General features: G+C 46.9%; 17 protein-coding genes. 3 read left to right on the top strand and 14 right to left on the bottom strand.

What is annotated here, in order from left to right; all coding sequences use genetic code 11:
* Positions 1-15: 15 nt before the first annotated feature.
* The 10 genes from rfbA to AAA927_RS09395 all read right to left on the bottom strand — a co-directional run bounded on the left by rfbA (position 16) and on the right by AAA927_RS09395 (position 10,254).
* The gene (gene rfbA, locus AAA927_RS09440) at positions 16-888 is read right to left on the bottom strand and encodes a glucose-1-phosphate thymidylyltransferase RfbA (RefSeq protein ID WP_338217642.1); all 873 of its coding nucleotides are present in this window, start codon (positions 886-888) and stop codon (positions 16-18) included.
* 128 nt (positions 889-1,016) lie between these two features.
* Positions 1,017-2,558 (bottom strand): lipopolysaccharide biosynthesis protein, encoded by a 1,542-nt coding sequence (locus tag AAA927_RS09435; RefSeq protein ID WP_338217641.1) that lies wholly within the window; start codon positions 2,556-2,558, stop codon positions 1,017-1,019.
* A 37-nt stretch (positions 2,559-2,595) separates the two neighbouring features.
* Positions 2,596-3,483 (bottom strand): glycosyltransferase family protein, encoded by an 888-nt coding sequence (locus AAA927_RS09430; RefSeq protein ID WP_338217640.1) that lies wholly within the window; start codon positions 3,481-3,483, stop codon positions 2,596-2,598.
* Positions 3,484-3,511: 28 nt separating this feature from the next.
* On the bottom strand, positions 3,512-4,627 hold the full coding sequence (locus tag AAA927_RS09425; protein ID WP_338217639.1) for an EpsG family protein: 1,116 nt from the start codon (positions 4,625-4,627) through the stop codon (positions 3,512-3,514).
* Between the two features lie 21 nt (positions 4,628-4,648).
* Positions 4,649-5,617: a glycosyltransferase family 2 protein gene (locus AAA927_RS09420; RefSeq protein ID WP_338217638.1), complete on the bottom strand. Its 969-nt coding sequence runs from the start codon at positions 5,615-5,617 to the stop codon at positions 4,649-4,651.
* Between the two features lie 12 nt (positions 5,618-5,629).
* Complete coding sequence (locus AAA927_RS09415; protein ID WP_338217637.1) at positions 5,630-6,571, bottom strand: glycosyltransferase; 942 nt, start codon at positions 6,569-6,571, stop codon at positions 5,630-5,632.
* 12 nt (positions 6,572-6,583) lie between these two features.
* Complete coding sequence (locus AAA927_RS09410; protein ID WP_338217636.1) at positions 6,584-7,468, bottom strand: LicD family protein; 885 nt, start codon at positions 7,466-7,468, stop codon at positions 6,584-6,586.
* A 31-nt stretch (positions 7,469-7,499) separates the two neighbouring features.
* Positions 7,500-8,135, bottom strand: coding sequence for a cellulose synthase operon protein YhjQ/BcsQ (locus AAA927_RS09405; RefSeq protein WP_338217635.1), 636 nt, complete (start codon positions 8,133-8,135; stop codon positions 7,500-7,502).
* A gap of 20 nt (positions 8,136-8,155) precedes the next feature.
* Entirely contained in the window at positions 8,156-8,818 is a 663-nt protein-coding gene (locus AAA927_RS09400; protein ID WP_338217634.1) for a YveK family protein, read from the bottom strand.
* Positions 8,819-8,853: 35 nt separating this feature from the next.
* A complete protein-coding gene (locus tag AAA927_RS09395) occupies positions 8,854-10,254 on the bottom strand; it encodes a sugar transferase (protein WP_338217633.1) in 1,401 nt (466 codons plus the stop codon).
* 357 nt (positions 10,255-10,611) lie between these two features.
* Between AAA927_RS09395 and AAA927_RS09390 the strand changes: the two genes are divergently transcribed.
* Both AAA927_RS09390 and AAA927_RS09385 read left to right on the top strand, forming a co-directional pair.
* A complete protein-coding gene (locus AAA927_RS09390) occupies positions 10,612-12,102 on the top strand; it encodes a hypothetical protein (protein ID WP_338217632.1) in 1,491 nt (496 codons plus the stop codon).
* A 32-nt stretch (positions 12,103-12,134) separates the two neighbouring features.
* The gene (locus AAA927_RS09385; protein ID WP_338217631.1) at positions 12,135-13,613 is read left to right on the top strand and encodes an LTA synthase family protein; all 1,479 of its coding nucleotides are present in this window, start codon (positions 12,135-12,137) and stop codon (positions 13,611-13,613) included.
* Positions 13,614-13,758: 145 nt separating this feature from the next.
* Here AAA927_RS09385 and AAA927_RS09380 read toward each other — a convergent pair whose 3' ends face one another.
* Positions 13,759-15,321, bottom strand: coding sequence for a C39 family peptidase (locus AAA927_RS09380; RefSeq protein WP_338217630.1), 1,563 nt, complete (start codon positions 15,319-15,321; stop codon positions 13,759-13,761).
* 458 nt (positions 15,322-15,779) lie between these two features.
* On the opposite strand from AAA927_RS09380, the gene AAA927_RS09375 reads away from it, so the two are divergent.
* A complete protein-coding gene (locus AAA927_RS09375) occupies positions 15,780-18,443 on the top strand; it encodes a GW dipeptide domain-containing protein (protein ID WP_338217629.1) in 2,664 nt (887 codons plus the stop codon).
* A gap of 172 nt (positions 18,444-18,615) precedes the next feature.
* Here AAA927_RS09375 and AAA927_RS09370 read toward each other — a convergent pair whose 3' ends face one another.
* The 3 genes from AAA927_RS09370 to AAA927_RS09360 form a co-directional block, all read right to left on the bottom strand.
* Entirely contained in the window at positions 18,616-19,038 is a 423-nt protein-coding gene (locus tag AAA927_RS09370; RefSeq protein WP_338217628.1) for a GtrA family protein, read from the bottom strand.
* A 31-nt stretch (positions 19,039-19,069) separates the two neighbouring features.
* On the bottom strand, positions 19,070-20,023 hold the full coding sequence (locus AAA927_RS09365; RefSeq protein WP_338217627.1) for a glycosyltransferase family 2 protein: 954 nt from the start codon (positions 20,021-20,023) through the stop codon (positions 19,070-19,072).
* A 262-nt stretch (positions 20,024-20,285) separates the two neighbouring features.
* Positions 20,286-21,359 carry a phosphomevalonate kinase gene (locus AAA927_RS09360; protein ID WP_338217626.1) on the bottom strand — a complete coding sequence of 358 codons (1,074 nt, stop codon included), beginning with the start codon at positions 21,357-21,359 and terminating at the stop codon, positions 20,286-20,288.
* Between the last annotated feature and the right edge of the window lie 102 nt (positions 21,360-21,461).

The following is a 21,461-nucleotide window of genomic DNA, read 5'->3' as shown; positions in this document are numbered from 1 at the left end:
TCACAATGACGCCTCCTATTTTTCCTGTTGCGCAATCCGTTGAATATACTGACCATAGTCGTTCTTCTTCATGGGCTCACCCAGTTGGAACAACTGCTTTTTGTCAATGTACCCCATACGATACGCCACCTCTTCAATGCAAGCAATTCGGAGGTTCTGACGCTTCTGGACCGTCTCAATGAAAGCAGAGGCTTCATGAAGTGATTCATGAGTGCCAGTGTCGAGCCAAGCGTAACCGCGGCCAAGCAACTCGACATCCAATTCATTACGCTCTAAGTACACCTTGTTAACATCGGTGATTTCCAACTCACCCCGCGGTGATGGTTTCAAATTCTTTGCAATTTCGACGACCTGGTTGTCGTAGAAATACATCCCGGTAACTGCATAATTACTTTCGGGGTGAGCAGGTTTCTCCACGATTGACTTTACGTGGTGCGCCTCATCGAAGGCAACGACCCCAAACCGTTCTGGATCCGTGACCTGATAGCCAAACACGGTCGCACCTCGTTGTTTCTTTGCCGAGCGCTGGACCATTTCAGAAAGGCCACTCCCGTAATAGATGTTGTCCCCCAAGATCAGGCAGACAGAATCGTCGCCAATGAAATCCGCCCCCACGATGAAGGCTTCTGCTAGTCCGTTTGGCTTTTCTTGAATTTTATAGGTGATATTGATGCCAAGTTGCGATCCATCGCCTAGCAAATCCTCGAACCGACTAATATCGCGTGGAGTAGAAATTAACAAAATATCTTTAATCCCCGCCAACATCATGGTTGACAGCGGATAGTAGATCATTGGTTTATCGTAAACTGGTACCAGCTGCTTGGAAATAGTTTTCGTAATCGGATAAAGTCGCGTACCAGACCCACCCGCAAGGAGAATACCCTTCATTTGAAAAACCCCACTTTCAATTGCTTGTTAAGTTTCGTGAAACTTCCACTCTACACTGTATACACTATCATACGTCACTGCTTCAGACATTAAAGACTGTTTAAAAGTTGCGACTCCAGCAAGCTCGTTCAAGCCTTTTGGCGCAGCAAAACGCGTTTCACTCCAGCAATTAATCCCCGTTGTCCCTTTGTTTTGGCGAAAACGGCCAATAAGGCCAAAACTACAACAAGGCAGACCGTAATTCCGAACCCAACCACTGCAAATAAGCCACTTGGTACATAACCAATGAGGTTCAACAGGAGATGCTCAGCCATTAGCAACCCCCCAAAAGTAAGCAAATAGACCCAGTACTTCGCATAGAAACGCCGCATACTGACATGATATGCGCCTTGAAAAAGGATTAATGGATCCCACCATGAGTTAACCAGCAGATTCCCGATAATTGTTCCAAGCAGCACACCATCAATTCCCATTTTTGTGAAATAGACAAGCGCAAGGCTCAGAAAAAAGTTCGTGACCGCCTCAACAATTGACTTGATTCGATAACCCCAGAACAGGCCATATGCATTGACCATGTTCAATGCGGGCCGAAATTGACCAAGCACAAAATTGATGACAATAAAGAAAAGTGTCGATTCGGGCAACTGATAATGGTCACCTAACCAAAGACGGATAAACGGTGGAAAAAATGCAAACGACACCAAGCCTATAAAGAAAACGGATATCGCATTGTAATACGTAAACTGGTCAAACATGTCCAGCTGTTTCTGTGTGTTGTCCTTCTCTGTCACCCCTAGATTCCCAAAACTGGCAATGACGGAACTGAATACCTGTGTTAACAACCGCGTAATACTAGTCATAATTAAGGCATAATTCGAGTATAAACCCACCAACGTTAAGCCCAGAAACTTGGAAATTAAGATATTATCTGTGCCGGAGACTACGATTGCGCCAACTTTAGAGGAAATCGTCCCCACTACATTATGTTTAATTTCACTTAAAACTACAGGATCAACCTGTTCCTGTTTTGCGGTTTTAAGATAAGGATAGCGCTTGTGAGATCGAATCGTAATGGCCAGATTCGATAAAAAGTTACTGAGAATCATCACTACTAAGTATCCCACGTAACTGTTGAACAACAGCAGAAAAATAATTTGAAATATATACCGTCCAACCGAAAAAACGAACTGGTTCAAAGAGTCCACATAGCTCTTCTGATCTGCAATCAGAAGTGAACGATTGTATGTGAAAAAGTAGCTGACAACGGTGCTAAGAAGATAAAGAATAAAATAGAACCGTACGTGCGGAAATGATGTTCCTCCCTGAATGAACCATGGGACGAACAGCGATAGGATTAGTCCGGCTGCGAGTATGATCAAACCAATGGCATTGTAAACCTTTCGAAATAATGCCATAATGCCCGCAACCGCGTCCTCGTCCTTCTCGGCGAGCGGCTTGTAAAGAGCATAGCTGAACGCGGAGCCTATTCCCAATTCCGCAAACGACAAGAAGGTGATGAGGTTATTGAACAATCCGTTAGCGCCTAAGTATTTCGCTCCTAGAGTATGAACAAAAACGGTTTGAACCGCAAATTGGCCAATCATCATTACCAACTGCGTCGAAAATGCCGCCGATGCATTTCGGATGGAGGCTTTCCTTCTTGAAATCATTTCGTTCCTCCTTTTTTGCTATTGTAGCGGGGTAATTCTAACGGTATGAACTGATGAGACCGCTCAGCACACCGTGGGTTAGGGTAATGAAACGGCGAACTTTCTTTGGCTCGTAAAGAAGCATCAGGTAACGACGAGCAATTTGCCCCAAACAGTAAGCAGTCAATCCTTTTACATAGTGACCATACTTTCGAATTAGGTAGATACCATTTCTTGCTGTATAGAATTCTCGAAAAAGCACGTAGTTCGTCACTGCGATGCTTTTCCCGAAAAAGCGGCGTCGATTTGGCGAACCAATTTGATGAACGATTGTTGCTTCCGAAGTAGTTGCCGTGAGATAGCCGTTCGCAAGGAGGTTAAGATCAAAATCAAAGTCAACCCAGTCGATAAACCAGCGAGCGTTCAACCCTCCAACCTGATTAAAAGCAATAACCGACACTAAAATCCCACTAGAAATCGGTAGAGTTCCAGTCACCACAGGTGTCACTGAAAAATCAATCTTACGTTTGACAAAACGACCATCATTGACAGCAAGCGTTGAGTAGTCACCGCCCTCAGTCATCCGGTTAACACGCGGGCTAAGCATAGCTAAGCTCGGATATTTATTGTGTATTTTCCGCCATGCTGTGAGCATCAGCGAGAAAAAATCCGGTGCAACTGTCGAATCCTGGTCCAGGAAGAAAACGGCTTCCAGTTCCGGAAAAGATTCACAAAGTCGATGAACTCCTGCATTCTGTGCATATGCAATACCCGAGTTCCGATCAAGTTCCAGAACATAGTGATTGTACTTGAAGCTTGCCGGTATTTTGCGACCATTATTCACTAGCACGATTGAGGTCGTTTTCTGCTCAATTATGCCCACTATTTGCTCTAGATGGGCCAAATCTGGGTGGTACAAAACAATGACAACACCCCAAGACTCCATGCTATTTTTTCTTCCCTTCTTGTCCAAATCACGCGAGGTGGATGAGATACACCAAGCTACTTCTAAATGCCGGTCCCCACATCAATAGATGAGTGAACGAATTTGCAATGCAAACGATAATAATAACGAAAGTGACCAACGAAAACATCTTGTCCAATTTTATCTTTTCGCGATTTTCATAGAAAAGTGCAATTCCGATAACGGCAAAAAGGAACAACGATCTGGGAATTCGTGCATAGTCATCATCTAAAGAAAGCGTGGGTAACATCAACACCGCAAGCAACATTGCGCGGTATAGAGTCTGATAGGTCTGAAGCAGGCGCTCGTCTTGCGTTGTAGAGATGATCCTGTAGAGGAACCACACCAGAAAAAAGGCCATCAAAGTTGCCACAACCACGGCAACGTAGCGTACGAGAACACTACCATTCCCATACTGCGAGGCAATCTTTTGTGCGACACTTGCGCGACTGACGAACAGTGAAACAATCTTTGCAAGAACCTTCAGGAATGGTTTCACCCCAACCAGCTTCAGCCCGAGAATAATGATCAAGCTAGCAGAGACCAGCCCCATCGTGTAGCGATAAAGAACGCGGAAGGGAATTAGCCTCATCGGGATCAAGAGCAAAAAGATATAGCCCAGCGAGTGAAACTGAGCTCCCAGAAGAATCAGTCCAAACGCAACGATCAAATGGAAAGTTGATTTGTCAACTAGGAAGGAGACAGCCAACACCACAAATGAAACCATTATGAAATTTCGAATCTGCGTGGCATCGAGCAAAAAAACTGTAATCCCATAAATTCCAGCGAATAATGCTGTATTTTTTGTCAGCCGTCTGACCCCGACATACATTATCAGCACAGCCAGGAAACAGACCACACAGCGAAATGCCTGATAGTCAAACCCAAGCCTGCCAAAAAATATGTTAAGCCACGAATAGCCCTTTTCGAACTTCCAAGCTGCGGCAGGTTGGTGCTGTGTAATCATGTATTGCGTCTGATAGGATTGATAGTCCAGATTTCTTGTGGGACTAGTAATTGCAGCCAGATACCCTAACACGAGCATGCTGACTGCACCTACGGCTTGTCTTGCCTTCACAGAAATCTGAGAAGCAAAATCTATTAATTCGGAAGCAAAAAAGAGCAATGGTCCCACCCCCAATCTTGATTAATCGTTACGCGCAAATACCCTTCGCCTCGCTCGAGGGGGCAAAAACAAGAGGATTGTTAATTCAATATTGAGAAACTTCGAACTGATGAATAAGTGGTTTGTCTTCAGAAATCTGAAATTATGCAGTGGGTGCCATCCTTCAAAAAGATTGGCTACACCCCGCACCAGAGGAACCTGCTGACTCTTCAGTTGATTAGAATAACAGCTCAGCAACTGTTGGGCCTGCCGCGATCCGGAATGGACTATTCTACTCTCGGCCAAGTGCAAAAACTTACGCAGTCTCACACCGAAATCAAGGTGACCCGGAGCTCCCAGCACGTTTGTGCCGTGTTGCCGGTATGATACCAACTCCTGATCAACGAAAATCACTTTTCCAAGAGCACTGGCAACCAGTGCGGCCCACCAATCGTGCATATGTAACGCTTCGATATCAAGACTGGCCAACGGCGCAATCAACTGATTCCGCAGACTCCGATTAAACATAACTGTACATCCCGTGACGGTATTAATGAGCAACAAGTCTTTTAGCTGAGTCTTATAGATTGGTTGCCGACCGGTCCGAGGAATGCGGTTACCTGCCCCATCGATTTCATCGTAACGTGAGTAGACCAGAGTCGGTGTTGCTGAAGGCTCACTGGCCAGCGTCCGCAGCAGGGTCGTCAGTTTGTTCGCGTGCCACACGTCATCCTGATCACTAAATGCATAATAATCTCCTTCAACTTTAGTTAGTAGACTCAAAAAGGCCTGTTTGATGCCCTGATGACCATCCCCAGGAATCAACTTTATCCGTCGGTCTCTCGCTTGGTACCTCTGGATGAGCTTGATGGTGCCATCAGTCGAACCGTCATCGTGTACCACCAACTCCCAGTTCTGATAGTCCTGGTCAATAAAGGAGTCTAATTGCGAGGCTAAAAACTTTTCACCGTTATATGTGGACATACAAATCACAATCTTTGATTCTTGCAAAATCTATTCCTCCTATAACGTATTAGCGATGACCCGATAACGAATCTGTAGTGTCTGTCTGAGATTTGAGGCTCGGATTCTCGGATCAAAAATCAACCTGAGCCTTGCAGGTAAGTTCTGCCGATACTCTGCTAAGACGGTCAGAAAACTGCGTTGCGCTGGTGAAAGTAAGGCATCATACCCAATCAGAATTTCTTTTGCGCGGTTCGAAAATGGATTTGGATACTTATTCGCCTTATATCTGCGATAGCGATCTAGCAAAGTAGGCGTTTTAATTTTTTGAACGGAATTCGACTTTCCAAAACCTGTCGCGGCCGATTCATGCCGTCGATACTTCATGTGTGGGGTAGAATCGTAAATTACCGTTCCAAAAAACTGGGCAATATTAATCACGTAGGCATCATGAACTGTATTGTTGATCGGCACATGTCGCCGAATGAGAGCCATCAAGCCTCGATTAAACACCATGGTCGTACCCATCCACTTCGAATCAAAATAACACTCCGGTAACTTTGTGGTTGGTATCATGTCACGTGGGTACTTATCACCAAGCGGGCGACCTTCTGCATCAGCAAAAGTCACATTGCTATGATAAAGCGCTGGCTGATTATTCATATCTGCCAGCCGATTGACTGCAATAATCAGCTTGTCAGAATCGTAAAGATCGTCCTGATCAGCAAAGGCATAGTAGTCGCTGTCGTCATCGGCGGGCACATTCTTCAACAACGTCATAAAACTATCACGCCAACCAACATTTTGACCGAAGTCCACCTTGATGTCATGGTCGTATTGATACTCTTTTAACAGTTGCGGGGTCCGATCTGTCGATCCATCATCTCGAATCACCAGGCGCACCGTCACCTGCTGTTGCCGCATTAATGTATCTAGTAGCGGCAAAAGATACTCCTCACCGTTATACGTTGATAGTAGAACTTTCACTGTTGGCAGTGTCAATATAATAACTCCTTAATTATCGGAAACGAGATAGGCCTTACCACGATAGGCTAAATACGGCGTTTCAGTGTCAATCAGCACCGTGTGATGCTTTGCAAGTTGCTCGCTCACGGGCGGCATCTTCATATAATCGTGAAAGACCAAGCTCAGATACTCATCGTATCCTTGCATTACTGGCATCTGAGTATCCTCGAACGCCATCCACTTCACGCCGGCAAACCACTGGGGGTTGAAGGGCCGAAACAATCCTTTGAGTCCGCTGGCAAGTTCTACCAGCTCTTTCCCGTCTGATTTCGCGGCAATCATGCGACGTTCGGCAGCTTGCCATACCCTGTACCTGGCTTTCGATGAACGTACCACTGCGAGCGGAAACGCGGTAAGTACCCTCAAGAGCTTACCCTGATGATCTGGCAACCGCTGATTGATAAAGATTGAGAACAGAATTGCATTTAGCCGCTGCTTGAACCGCCCTGTTGGCGTAGCGGCCAAATTGTCAATTGGAATAATATCGATTGCGATGCCCTGGTTGACGTCTTCTTGCTGGGTACGAAAGTTGATAAAGGTGGTTTGACTATCATTCACTGTCATTGCAGCGTGATGGTAGTTGTGAGTTGAATCGGACCTGCAGATTTGATACTTCGGGTCAGTAGAATATTCCGACCAATTTTTATAAAGTCGCTCATAGTCCGCTCTAAGCATAAAAATATCGACATCATCATCCCAAGGAATGAAACCATGATGTCGAATTGCCCCAATGCAGGTGCCTCCGCACATGAAGTAGGTTAGTCCATTCGCATCACACAGCCCAGCCACATACTTCAGGATTTCAAGCTCCTTTAATTGTAGGGCTCTCATCTGTTCAGGAGTGGCCTTAGATAAATCTGCAATCTTAACCAATTAGAGAAACACCTCTCTATGCATCAAACAATTAGCCTTCCAACGAAACCACACCCACAACGTCGACGTCGATACTCTTAAAAGTATCAGCCATTGCATCAGCATCAGGCGTTTTACTGTGATTGCGTCTAACAACGATTAATGCTGCGCCGACCGACAAGCTCAGCGCTGTTCCAACACTACCTTCATCCATTGCCGGGCCATCAAAAAGGACTAAATCGAACTCTGAATCCAATAGCTCCAGCAGTCTTGGAAAACGACTAATCTGATCTCCGGTCAAAGCTTGTCCATCTACTGTACCAAAAGGAAGGAACTGTAAGCCTTCCACATTGGTAGTTTGGAAAGCCGAAGTGGTACTTGCCGCTTCGATTGGTACTGCAAGTAGGTCCGCCAAGCCCTCGCCCGTAGCGACGTCGAAATAATTCTCAGTTTCGAACGGGTTTGCCTGGACGAGTGCAACCTTAGACCCTGAATGAGCATACTCAATTGCAAGACTAACAGCGACAGAGGTTTTACCGTCCAGCTGGGATGGTGAAACAACGATAAAGGCATTGCAATTTGTTGTACGCTGGATGGCTTGTAACTTCGCAGCAAGCGACGCCATTGACTGGCTACCAACGAGTTGATCCACGCGATATTTCTTGGGCAATTGACTCCCTTTTGACATGCTATACCATACCTTTCCGATTAAAGAACTTGAATTGTTCGTAAGCCAAACTTCTTTTCCAAATATTTGGAATCCCGGATAACATGTCGTGAATATTCAAGGGCGAAGACTGTCAGTAACGCAATCGCCCCCCCAAGCACGACACCTGCAATTAGGTACTTAATCTGCCTACGACCAGTTGAAGTCTTTGAAACGGGAAGATTTCCCTTCACGATTGCAACCTTCGAGATTGATAGATAATGTGGCGCAATTTCTTGAAACTCTGACATAACCATATTTAATGCTGCAACCGCGTTATTTTCATTGGTATAGTCCATCTCAAGCCCCAACAAAAGAGAATTGGGACTGTTCGTAACAGAAAGTCCTGCCAGCAAATCGCCGGCGGACATGTTAACGGACTCCTTTGCCAGCTTCTCCGAAACTGAGGAAAGCACCTCGGTACTTTTAATCAGGTCTTGACTCGTCGCGACCAATTGATTGGCGTAGGCATTTTGAGTAGAAGTATCATCACCTAAACTTCTTTTAGGCTTTATCACAATTTGCCCTTGGACCTGATAAACTGGCGAAGTGCGCGGAACCGCGACTAGCCCAATCACTCCTGCCACAGCAACGGTAATAAGTATGATGAGCCACAACCGCCGACCGATGATTCTAAAAACGTCACTCAAACTAATCTCTTGCATGAAAGTCCTCCATCTCATTGCAACTCGTCACAACATTACGCAAGATGCACAATGTTGTTCTCAGTAATAATTTCGTTCAACTTCTTCACACTCGGCTCCTCATCTTCGTCAACCCCGGCTGAGGACACCTTGTCAAATAGAATCTTGATTGTTTGCAGCAAAATCTTGAAATCCAGCGTCAGACCATAGCACTTGATATACAACAAATCAAACTTCAACTTGCTACGATAGTCCGAAGCATACTTACCGTATACCTGCGCATAACCGGTAATGCCAGCACGAACATTGTGACGCAAGTAGTAGTGCGGCTCCTCACGGTTAAACTGATCGACAAAAACCGGTCGTTCTGGCCTTGGACCAACAATTGACATATCTCCCTTAAGAACATTGAAAATTTGTGGGAGCTCATCGAGTCTAAGTTTTCTTAGATATTTACCGACAGGCGTGATTCTGGCGTCATTGGCTTGCGCCAACATGGGACCAGATTTTGCTTCTGCATCCGCCCGCATGGTCCTGAACTTGTAAATCTGAAACTCACGTTGATTTAGCGTGATGCGAGTTTGCTTATAGATGATTGGCCCTGGTGAGGTCAGCTTTACCAAAATTGCGGTAATCAGCATAAAAGGCGACGCGACGATGAACATCAGCAGCGCCGCAATCAAGTCAAAAAGGCGTTTCACTAACGCGTCTTCGGCCGAGATTCGAAAATCGCGGATTCCCATGACACTTTCGTCTTCGAAGTTCATTAGGTTTGGCCGTAACATTAGCAGGTTGTCAAAGTTTGATGGAAGCATCAGATGCTTATTGTGCTTGATCACAACGTCGACAATTGCTCGCCGAGCATCATCAGGAATGCTGTCGGTGATGTAAAAAATATCCACTTCATCAATCACTCGAAGCACATTTTCCAAGTAATGAGCCGTAATCACATGTGTGACACGATGTTTGTTGTTTTTTGATGAGGAGAAATTCTGAATGACAGCAGGTAATTCGTCCTCAAGTGAGACAACAGCCACAGAGTTATCTGGTGTAAGCAAAATATATAGGTAGTAAACAACCGTACGCCAGACGGACAGAATGAGGACACTGATTACTAGGGACAGCAACAATACTGAGCGTGGAAAGGCAAAGAGCCGACCCATAAAAGTAATGACCATCAAACCAAGAATCGTCAGGAATTGGCCCAAAAAAGTCAGGAAAACAACATCGCTAATTCTCCGGTTGTAATAGACGTAAACCCCAAGAAGATAGTTGACAAGTAGGAACACTAGCGACAGATAGATTGCTGAATGCTCGTAGGTATAAAAGTTCACTTGCGGAATCGTAATTCCAAACCGAAAATAATACGATAATAGGATACTCAGATGAAAAAGAGCAAGGTCGATGATGATGGTCGATAACCTTTTAACCCCACTCCACTGTTCCCTCGCCTGCATGGCCAAACCCTCTCCAGATTGTTTAAATTGTCTTAAGGACAAACATATCAATGAGAAGTATACCATATGGCCGTTTCTGCCCGCAGTACCTTAACAAAATTTAAGGGAATCTCGCGGCTTCTCGGCTCTAGCGAATTTGGTCTGACACATCTCCAGTTTTGCAACCCTCATTCATCTTTGTGTCCCTCCAGAGAGGCGCGGAATAATTGCTGCAACTTTGGGGGCAAGAGAATTCGGTAACAAACCGACTAGAATTCAAATAGCAAAAATAGGAGATCACTCTAGTCAAGCCACAAAATCCGGGCTATAGTTAATTTTATTAGCTATGATTTCAATTTATGGAGGAAGTTCGATCTGATGTCTAAACTCAAACAATCATGGAGGACTCGGCTATTGCCCGCGTTTGTCCTCATTGCACTTTTAATCAGTTTCGTACTCTTCCAACAAGCTTTTGGTGCCGATGGATTGCTCAATGCTCGCCTCCTAAATTCACCATCTCTGCTTAAGTGGCTAGTGTTGTGGGGTATCAAGCTGGGGCTAGTCATCACAACGGACATGCTCGTCCTCGTACTATTCGTCCAGTTGGGCCACTCTGGCGGTCACCTTCGCCATCTTTTTCATGGCTGGTCACTGTGGATCATCTTAGGCTTTACTCTAACAAGCTATCTCAGCACTCAAGTGGGATCCGTCGGAATGCCTCAACTTATTAGTGCCCTTTTCCCAGTGGTTCGCAACAGTTTTTCGTTCTTGACTGGCGCAATCCTGTTTGGGATGCTTGCTCCGTACATAACGGTTACACGTCACGAACGCAATTGGTGGCTTGCCATGATATTGATTCTGGCCTTGCCGATGTTTGGCCAGGATATCTGGGCAGTTGGCAATGGTTTTGGTTTGAGTGCTGCCATTTTGTTCGGGATTGTCGCATCGCTGCCAGTACACCAATCCAAACGCAATGCGATATTCCACGCAATTCTGTTGGCAGGAATAGGATTCCTTTCGATTCCCGTCCTGGCAGCTTTCTCTCACTGGGGGACGCCAGAAAATTTGTCAGCTGCTGGCCAAATGGTCGGTCTGCTTTCAGTATTCACTCTAATCCCTGCGCGTTTGCTTTTGAATGCGCTGCAGATTGACAAGCCTATTGAAGCAACTTCATTCCAAAACGTGTTTTGTGTGGCTGGCTTTGGCCTAATTTTAGTGACGGCTGCTTCACCTTACAAACTGCTAATCCCAATGATTCAAAACATAGTAGTTGGTGCAATCTCAAGGTCTCATGGACTTTGGCTAATTGTTAGCACGCTCACTTTGGTGGTGCTGGCACTTATTGTCAGCTTCGCTTTGTCCATGTTTTTTTTGCATAGCAAGATGTGGCAACTAGGAAACAAAATTTTTGGCGATATGCAGGTAACAGATTTTCTCAAACTCCCCCCAAGAGAGGTCAGGTCCCGCTTACGGCAATATTGGCATTACGTGTGGCCAACCTGCTTAGCTTTCACCACCTTCTATACGATTCAGTTGATAAGCACCCTTGTCAGTTATCCAACCCTCAAACAGAACGGACTTCACCAGATTCTCGCTTCGATTATCCCAACACTAATTTTCAAACGATTTTCCTCAATGGTGCTAGGCGCAATTCTGTTGATGTGTCTTTTTTGGATTGTAAGAGGACTAACGACTAGCTTTTGGCTCGCCTATGGTAGTGTAACCACGCTTGCACTTGCTTGGTGCGTTGCGAATGCTATCAAAGTCGGGCCAGAAGCGAGGCCATTTTACCGGCGGATCTATACGAAATCACTGCCGCCGGAAACTTATTGGGCATGGTTTCGCCACTCGTGCTGTTTCTTGCAGTGATTGGAATCATTCTGCTCTTCATCGGGTGTATCATGGCAGCACGGCATTTCCGACCGGGGAAGATTGCTTGGCCCGTTAGGTTAACTCAGACCATTCTTGCGGCAGGCTTTTTGGCTAGCTTTTTAAGTTTCAATCAGCCTCAAGCAATCAGTAAAACAATTGCGCTCAATTTCGGAGTCACAATGAGCAACGCTAACGAGTTATGGATGGCACAAGCGAATGGCCCCTTCATCGAATTTGCACGAAGTCTTGACGTCACAGTGATGACTGAACCCAGTGGTTACTCGAAAACAAACATAGACCACTTAGTTAAAAAATATTCAAAGGTCGCCAAAGAAATCAATAAAACACGGTCTAATCAGATTGATCAGACCACTGTCGTTTTCAACCTTAGTGAGTCCTTCTCTGATCCCGCTCGGGTGCCTAACCTGACGATGAACGAAAATCCGATGCCGGTAATTCATGCCTTGAAGCAACAAACCACTTCCGGCCTCATGATGAGCTATGGATATGGTGGTGGTACTGCCAATATGGAGTGGGAGACGCTCACGGGGATGTCTTTGGGCAACTTAGATAAGACCTTGACGACGCCATACAACCAAACCGTCAGTCGTCAAAAAGAAGGCGCTGCGGTAACGACGCAGTTCCCGTACTCTGCCGCGATTCACCCTTATCTTGCAAGCTTTTACAATCGAGCAGCTGTATACAAGAAGTTTGGTTTTAACAAGTTCGAGAATCTGGACAATACCGCCTATCCCATCAGGTATCAAAAACGCCTGGGAAAGAGTCCCTATCTCTCTGATGAAACTGCGTATAAAAACGCTGTTGCACAAATAAAGTCACATAAAGGCAGCCAATTTATCAACCTCGTTACTATGCAAAACCACATGCCTTATACTGCCAACGAGTATGGCAACTCACCCTACAGTATGAGTGGGACTGCCATCAAGGACAGTGCCACCAAAGCAGCATTTCAAACTTACGCTCAAGGGCTGAAATACTCTGATGAAGCTGTTTCTGATTTTGTAAAGCAGATTGACAAAATCCAAAAACCTATCATCTGGGTTTTTTACGGCGATCATTTGGCGGCACTCTATAATGGCGTCGACACTATCGCCAAGTATGCTGTTCAACTTCATCAAACCGACTATTTTATTTACGCCAACAAGTATGCTCGCCAACACGGAGCCAAGACCAAGCTGACAAACACGAAACAGGTTGGGTCCTCGGACTTTATCGCACTCGCCTACGCACAGGCGAATGCTAAGGTCAATCCATTCGTTGCCTTATTGACGAAGGTTCAACAAGACCTACCAACAATATGGACCCGTAGTGAAAGCACTTCAGATATCACTGATGGCATGAGCTTTGTCACTAGCAATGGCCAACAGGTCAACTACGATACCCTAACTGTTAAACAAAAAAAACTGCTTCATGATTACCAACTACTTCAATATGATATTGTTGCCGGAAAACAGTATTCACTGGCAGCAGGCTTCCAGTCAAAGTAGAAAAAACTCACGCTTCTCGTTCCTGGTGACAATAGTGCGTTAAATGCACTACTCCAGCCATTTTTGAATGAGAAGGTGAGTTTTTTACTATTATTTTGTTTCGCCCCTGCTCCTCAAAGCTGGGTCGCGACCTGCCTCGAACACTTTACCCCAATGCCACCGCATACTTCATCACATTATACCCCGCCATTAGACTCGACTTGCTGACCCACATCTGACCCAGAATAGGATCTGAGACGTGGAACGCGGTTGAATTGTAACCGTCGATAACGACAACATGCAGATTACTGATTCCAGTCCCCCAAGCGTAATGCTTTATCCGAGGCGCCTGAAACTTATAGGTTGTCCAGACAACCACTGGTTTCCTCGCAGAAATCTCGTTGATAAAGCCATCGGCATTCGTACCGCTGATGTTTGTCGTTTTCACAAAACGACTGATCCATGGGACAAAGGCCTTCGGAAAAATGGATTGTAGCACGCCCGACCGATCAACGTAGAATGGTGAGGTCACAAACCCGTTGTTAGGATTGGTATCCTTAGCGTAAGGCATCGTTTTAAGGAATGCTGTCAGATTATACTGCTTGGCCAGCCCCTTCCAGTGCAGTATTTCAAGTGCGCTCGCGCCTTCACAACCTTCTGGAGCACCGTTAGCATTCTGGCTAATGAAAGGCACACCTAGGACCAGGCTAGTTTGCTTGATGAATGCATTCTTTGTGCTCCCAGGCGCGGTGGCTAACTTCGGCACTAATTGCACACGCAGGGCCTCTAGCCGCAGGCTGGCGCCTTCTGTTCCTGCATTCCCACCGTTCTTAGCCCAGCCCATCCAGCCACGGTTCTGAACATAGGCCTGATAATAAACATCAAAATAATGCGCCATCTGCCCAGTCAGTTTCACGTTGAAAGATTCCATCCGCAGATTTTGACCAACCGTCCCTGCTGTTCCCGCGTTGGCGACTTGCCTCATCCACCCGCGATTTTGGACCTGAGTTTGATAAACGATACTGCCACTCAGATTAGCCGTTGGGTGGCTTAGGCTCATTCGCACAGCCTCTGCCCGAAGTGCCCGGTTAATCGTCCCTGCAGTGGCCCCGTTTTCCTGGGTGACACCCCAGCCTATATTCTGTGAGTGCACAACGTATCGGACGTCTGGCTTTATCAGAGCTGGAAAGTCAGTCGCTCCTGCATCGCTCGGTGCGGGGGCACCCTTTTTAACCAGTTGAACCTCAATTGCTTCGATACGCCAGTTCATACCAACACTGCCTGCAACTCCACCGTCCTTGGTCCAAGCGGTCCAACCAATGTTCTGTGAATGAACCCGGTAAAAAACATCGTAGGTCGTCGCAAGGTCGCCAGTCAGGTGGATCTTGATGGCTTCCATCTGTAGGGACCGCTGAACTGTCCCTGCCGTTGCCGCGTTCGAAACCTCAGCCTGCCACCCAATATTATGCACATGGGCCGAGTAAGCAATTCCCCCAGTCATACCAGCTGGTAACTTGCCGACGGAGAGGCGGATTGCCTCCATCCGTAGGTTTTGCCCAGTGGTGCCAGAAACAGCACCATCTACAACAGTGGACAACCAACCTTTGTTCTGTATCTGAGTCGTGTACCGAACTGTCGGAACTGTTTCAGTATCAGCATGAATCACGCTAGGCTTGGCCTCGAACAGCATCGTCGCCGCAAATAAAAGGACCCAAATCCTCTTCATCATGTATCCCCATCCTCCCTATAACCGCACCAGTTCAGGTTGTGGCATGAACCTCGCCATCGTACTGGCGACATTCCCAGCAATTAAGGCCAGTGAATCTAGTGTCAGAATACCACAAAACGCAAAATTTTCACCTGGGTGTGGGAATTCAAGATCATTTTTCCTCCTGAATATCTTGGCACAATCACTAGAATGTTCGAGTATCCAGCGAACACCGATTTGCCGCAAACAAGATTGCTTTGATTAATTTCAGATGCAATGTTCGGGATTTGCTACCTTGCTGCACCCGCAAGCTGGCAATGCTTGGTTGCTAAAAATAACATTCTTGAAAATTAGTTTATATAGTTAATCACTCAATTATTACAAATATTACAGTTCAATCCAAATAAATACGACTCATTGAAATAACACGATTCTTTCACTAGAATAAGGCTATCGCATCAATGGCCTAGGAGGACAAAATGGCATATTCAAAAAAATCTCTGATTATCAACACCATCACCTGGGGAGGACTTGGTCTATTGACGTTAATGGCTGCTCCGGTGCCAACCTCAACAGTGCAGGCTGCGAGTTCGGCCACCGATACCACTTCACCAATTACGAACCTTAAAACAATAGACTTCCACGAGACCAATCATCACAGCCAGGCCAGTATCGAGCAAGGCACCCTAGGCGATCAAGGCCAGCATACCTTCACTTCAAGCGATATCAACGAAACTGGGTCGACCTCCAGCACCCACTATCTGCGCATGCCCTATACAATTACGGCCAACCAGGCCAGTGCTTGGTTGGCATTCGCCAAAGCGGAGGCTGCAGAAGATTACAAAAAAACAGGACGGAGTCAGCAAATCATTCAGGTTGCTGACACGGTCACGAGCTTCACTATTGGCCAGGCCGGGTTCCCGAGAGTGGATACGATTGACGTAGCTTCTTATCAAAAAGGAATGACGCAAGCCAACTACAACACCCTCAAACAGCTTGGGGTCAAGGCGGTCATTGTGAAAGCCTCTGAAGGCAATTCCTACTCCAATCCATATGCTGCGACACAACTCAAGTATGCGAAAAACGCGGGATTGAAGGTTGCAACCTACCACTATGTTCACTTTGCGACTAAAACTGCAGCGGTTGCTGAGGCCAACTATTATGCCGCCGCCTTAACGAGCAACGGAGTGGACAAGTCGGCCCCAGTTGTCGCTGACCTAGAAGACTCTGATGTGGGCGGTAATGTCGCTACCAATTTGACCGCCTTCTGGAGCACACTGAAAGCTAAGGGCTACACGAATCAGGTCCTCTACACCGGGAAGAACTATAGCTGGTCAAACCAAGCTATCGGCACCGTTGGCAAGGCACGAACTTGGGTGGCACAGTATCCATACACACCAAGCGCTTCTAACCTTTGGAACCCCGATTATGGCGCTTGGCAGTTTTCTTCGGTGGCAAGAATCCCGGGTTACAACTCAAGTGTGGATGTTTCAATTGATTACTTAAACTTATTTTCGAAGACGATTGTTTACGATAAGGTTATCGCGAAAGAAGCAGTCAATCTTGGCGGTAGGATTGATCAGTCGGCCCGCCAGGATGGGTTCTACTCTGCGCCTTACTACACCGATAGCATGACCATCACGCCGAACACGAACGCTACCGCCTTCGATGGACAGACGGTACAAATCCTCAGCAAAGCAACGACAACGCGGAGTAGCGCGGCCGGCAACACCTTCTACCAAGTCCGACTGGTCGACGGACGGACTTTCTGGACTGACACCCGTGCGGTGAAAGTAGTGCCCTTTTTCACCCCTACCAATCCTGTTAAGACGAACTATCTCGCCAAGATTGTACAAACAAACCGCAGCGACGGCCTGTACCCAGATGGTCCTTATAACACAAAGCTATCCAACATCTACCCCAATACCAATGCCCCAAAGTTTGCTGGCGATATTGTCACAGTTAGTGCTGAGGCGACAATCCCAAATGGCACTTTTTGTGAGATAACCCTTCCTGATGGCAGAGTCGAATGGCTTGATAAACGTGGCTTAACCACAGACTTCTACGACAAAGTCACCAGTACCACCAAGCTTGATTGTGTTGGCGTGATTGACCAAACTGGCCGCCAGGACGGGCTATACTCAGCGCCTTGGTTTACCGATGCGCTAACCATCACGGAAAATCACAACGCAAAACTGTTCAACGGGCAAGTCGTGACCGTGTTAACCGAGAAGACAACGTCACGGAATAGTGCACTCGGCAATCACTTCTATGAGATACAGTTGCCAAATGGTAACAGGCATTGGATTGACAGCCGTGGCATCAAGCTACTGAACCTGAACACAGTGACTGCTACTAGGTCCCTATCATGGGTTGGCCGGATTAATCAGTCTGGCCGGCAGGACGGATTGTACTCTGCACCATGGTACACCGATGCCTTAACGGTCACGGAAAACCATAATGCCAAACTGTTTGATCAACAACTGGTTGAAATCACGGCTGAAAAAACGACGAACCGCTCTGCCGCCGCAGGTAACCTCTTTTACCAAATCACCTTGGCTAATGGCCGCAGTTTGTGGATTGATGCTCGTGGTGTCACGCTGATACCTCTTGACGCTGTCAGAGACCAGGTCCAGGTGAGCTACACCGCCGTCATTAATCAAAACTCTCGCAAGGATGGCCTGTACGCACACCCTTACAAGAGCAATCTTGACAGTCTAACGCCTAACACCCTAGCAACAGCCTTCAACGGCAGAGGCGTCACTGTCCTCGAAGAAGGAACTACCAGTCAAGGCACTTACGCAAAGGTTAAGCTGCCAGACGGGACCACCAAGTGGATTGACAAGCTTGCGCTGAAACCCATCAGTTATGACACTATCGTGAGTGAGAAGTCCCTGTCTCTAAGTGGAACCATTAACCAAGCTGGCCGAAGTGATGGTTTGTACTCTGCCCCGTATTACACCGATGCGATGTCAGTACTGCCAAACACTAACGCCCTTCAGTTCAACAAGCAAAGCATCAAAATACTCAAAGAAGTCACAACGACTAGGTCCGCAGCGACGGGTAACCATTTCTATTTAATTCAGCTCAGCAATGGCCGCCAGCTTTGGATTGATGCTCGTGGGGTAAAACTCAATCGCTAGATAATCAAAATTTTCACACATCAAGTCAACTCCCCCAGTCGCAGTATCGCGACTGGGGGAGTTTCACTCTGACCCATTTTTGACTTAATCGTCCAGCATTCGAGTCACCTCAAGACTTGAAACGCACTGATGCCAATCACACTCGGCTCACAATAAGCAGCAATGAGCCGGGTCATCTGAAAATCACGAACTTACTAAACACATAATTCGCTGCCACAATCGCGAACTGAGTCAAAATCTTGGCGACTGTTTCATTCATCCCCATCGCCTGAATAAACAGCAACATAAACCCATAATCAATCCCCAGGCTGGCCACTCGGGCGATGATGAACTTACTGAATTCCCACACCAACGCGCTCAGATTCTCGGTATGCGAGTTAAACACCCAAAGTTTGTTCGTCACAAAGGCAAATAGCACTGACAGTAGCCAAGCCAAAAAGTTGGCGAGCTGCCACGAAAGCCCGCCATGTGTGGCAACGGCAAAGACAACAATATTCACTAAGGTGGTGAGCGCACCAAAAAAGACATACGTAAAAACATCCCAAAGCTTGCGCGCTTCAAGCCAGTTTTTCCCTTTAATAAACAGCTTTTTCATCTTTCCTCAGTCCACTCCGCCACTGCAAAGATTATTTCTTCTGCTGATCGATTTCATGCGTCTTCTTTTCTTCAACAAAGTATAGCGGCCGGTTTTTCACTTCCATAAAGACCCGTGCCAGATACTCTCCTAGAATACCATTGGAAATGAGAATACATCCGCCTAAAAACAGGATCAACACGACAATCGTTGGAAACCCAGATTCGTCAGGTCCAATAATGAGCGTCTTGATCAGCACGTACACCATGTAAAGAAAGGCAAAACCAGACACTACGAAACCTAAGAAAGTCGATAAGCGTAGCGGAGTCGTTGTATAGGAAGTGATGCCTTCCAATGCTAGGTTGACCAAGCTACGAAAACTCCATTTAGTTTTGCCGTGCAGCCGCGGTGCGGCATCAAAATCAATCGCCGCCTTTTTAAATCCCACCACGTTATACAGGCCTTTGGTGTAACGCTGGGTTTCTCGCAGTTGCCGAAGCGCCACCACGACTTTGCGGTCTAATAAGCGAAAGTCGCCGGCATCGGGGGTCACCGGGGTTCTGGAAAGAACCCCTAGTAGCTCATAGAACCACTTGGAGGTTTTGATTTTGAACCAACTCTCCCCGGCCCGTTTGTTGCGCTTGGCATAGACATCCTCGAAGCCGGCCTGCCAAAGCTTCACCATATCGTTGACGAGCACCGGTGGATGCTGCAGATCGCCATCCATCATGATCATGGCATCGTGATGAAAGTAATCAAAAGCAGCGACCATCGCCGTTTCCTTGCCGTAATTGCGCGAAAGGCAAATATAGGAAACGTCGGCATGCGCCGCTGCTAATTGTTTGACCACTTGGACGGTCTGATCCTTGCTGCCATTATCGATAAACAGAATCTCAGGTTCAATACCGAACCCTGCGAAATCAATATCGGCCTTGATCCGCGTGTACACGGATTCCACGTTGGCTTCTTCGTTAAAGCATGGAATAGCAAGCAGAATGTCAGTCATGGTTAACCCTTCCCATCATGTTTCAGCCCAAACCTAACAGGAAATCATGACCCACACACTGCCGCCATTGGTATCAATGCCCGGCGGGACCCCCTCCGCCTAGCCCAGAAAAACCGATCACTCCCAATCGGCTATTGATTGCAATAATTATAAAATTTAATTGTATTATCTGCAAGTACAAGCACGGATTGTTTTGGGGACCAACAAAAAACGCAGGTGCTTCAGTGATGCTAGAAGCGCCTGCGTTAACTTAGCTTTGGCTTTATTCTTGGATTAAATGGACTTGAAAATCAAGTGCTTCCACGCCGGCTGCCTGCCAACTACGCAACAAATGCTCAATCGGTTGTTGCTTTTCGATCAGTACAATGCCGCAGTCGCCGCCGCCAGCCCCAGAGGATTTGGCTGCCCCGCCTTTGGCTTCGGCCAACTCGCACATCTTCTTAAGCAGTGGCGTCTCAATTGCCACACCAGAGAAATCTGCCAGGTTATTCAACAACGTCCGATTGTGGCGGATTCCCGTCTGAATCCCAGCCAGCGAATGGTCCCGGAAGTCTTTAATCAACTGTTCAATGGTCGCTTTGCTTTCTGTCAAAAACGCCTCGTACTGGGCACGTTTCTTGGCTTTCGCGATGGTAATCTTGTCCACCAAACGTGAGGTTGAGGCAGGCGAACCAGTCCAACCAATCAGCAGCCGCATTTCCGCTGGGGCTTCAAGCAAATCTATTTGCAATTGTGGCCAATCCATTTCAAGCAGCTCGGCCAACGTGTGACTGTTGCGCTCAGCGGCGAGCCAAGCCTTATCGAAGGAACGGTAAGCAATCCACCCACCGTACACCGAAGCCGCAATATCCCCTAGTGAGCCGTTGCCTTGCACATCCAGATGAGCAATCGCCGCCAGCTTGTAAATCTGATCAGCGGACATCTGCAGGTCATAGAATTTATTCAGGGCCTTGACTGTGGCCACCGTCACTGCGGCCGAGCTGCCCAGCCCGTATTTTTTCCCGTCATCGGAGTCCAAATCGGAATCAACAAACAACTTATAGAGCGCCAGCGGCTTCCCGAGCTCGCGGGCGTATTTTTCGGTCAGGTTGATGGCGCTGAGGATGTAGTGGAACGGATTGTCCCGGTTGTCGAAAACCATCGCATCCCCATCCCGTTGCCACAGCAGGGAGTTTTCCTGATATTGTTTGGACACGATACTGCCGTAGTCAGCCATTTTTTCCACGGTCACGGTCACGAATTGATTCAAAGCCACAATAATAGCGGGGTACCCAGTTTCCACCACCGCGTATTCACCGGCAATATAAAGTTTGCCTGGCGCCTGCGCTGTTACCACATCATCAGAACCCTTCCAACGAATCTTTCATTTCTGTCACATTGATTATAGCGATAACCGTGGCAAGCAACAAATCAAAGCCCCAACTGTTACCATTTCTCA

The organism is Lacticaseibacillus salsurivasis, from assembly GCF_036246225.1.
Lineage (GTDB): Bacteria > Bacillota > Bacilli > Lactobacillales > Lactobacillaceae > Lacticaseibacillus > Lacticaseibacillus salsurivasis.
The sequence above is the reverse complement of the archived record's forward strand: the minus strand, read 5'-3'. Positions and strand labels throughout refer to the sequence as shown.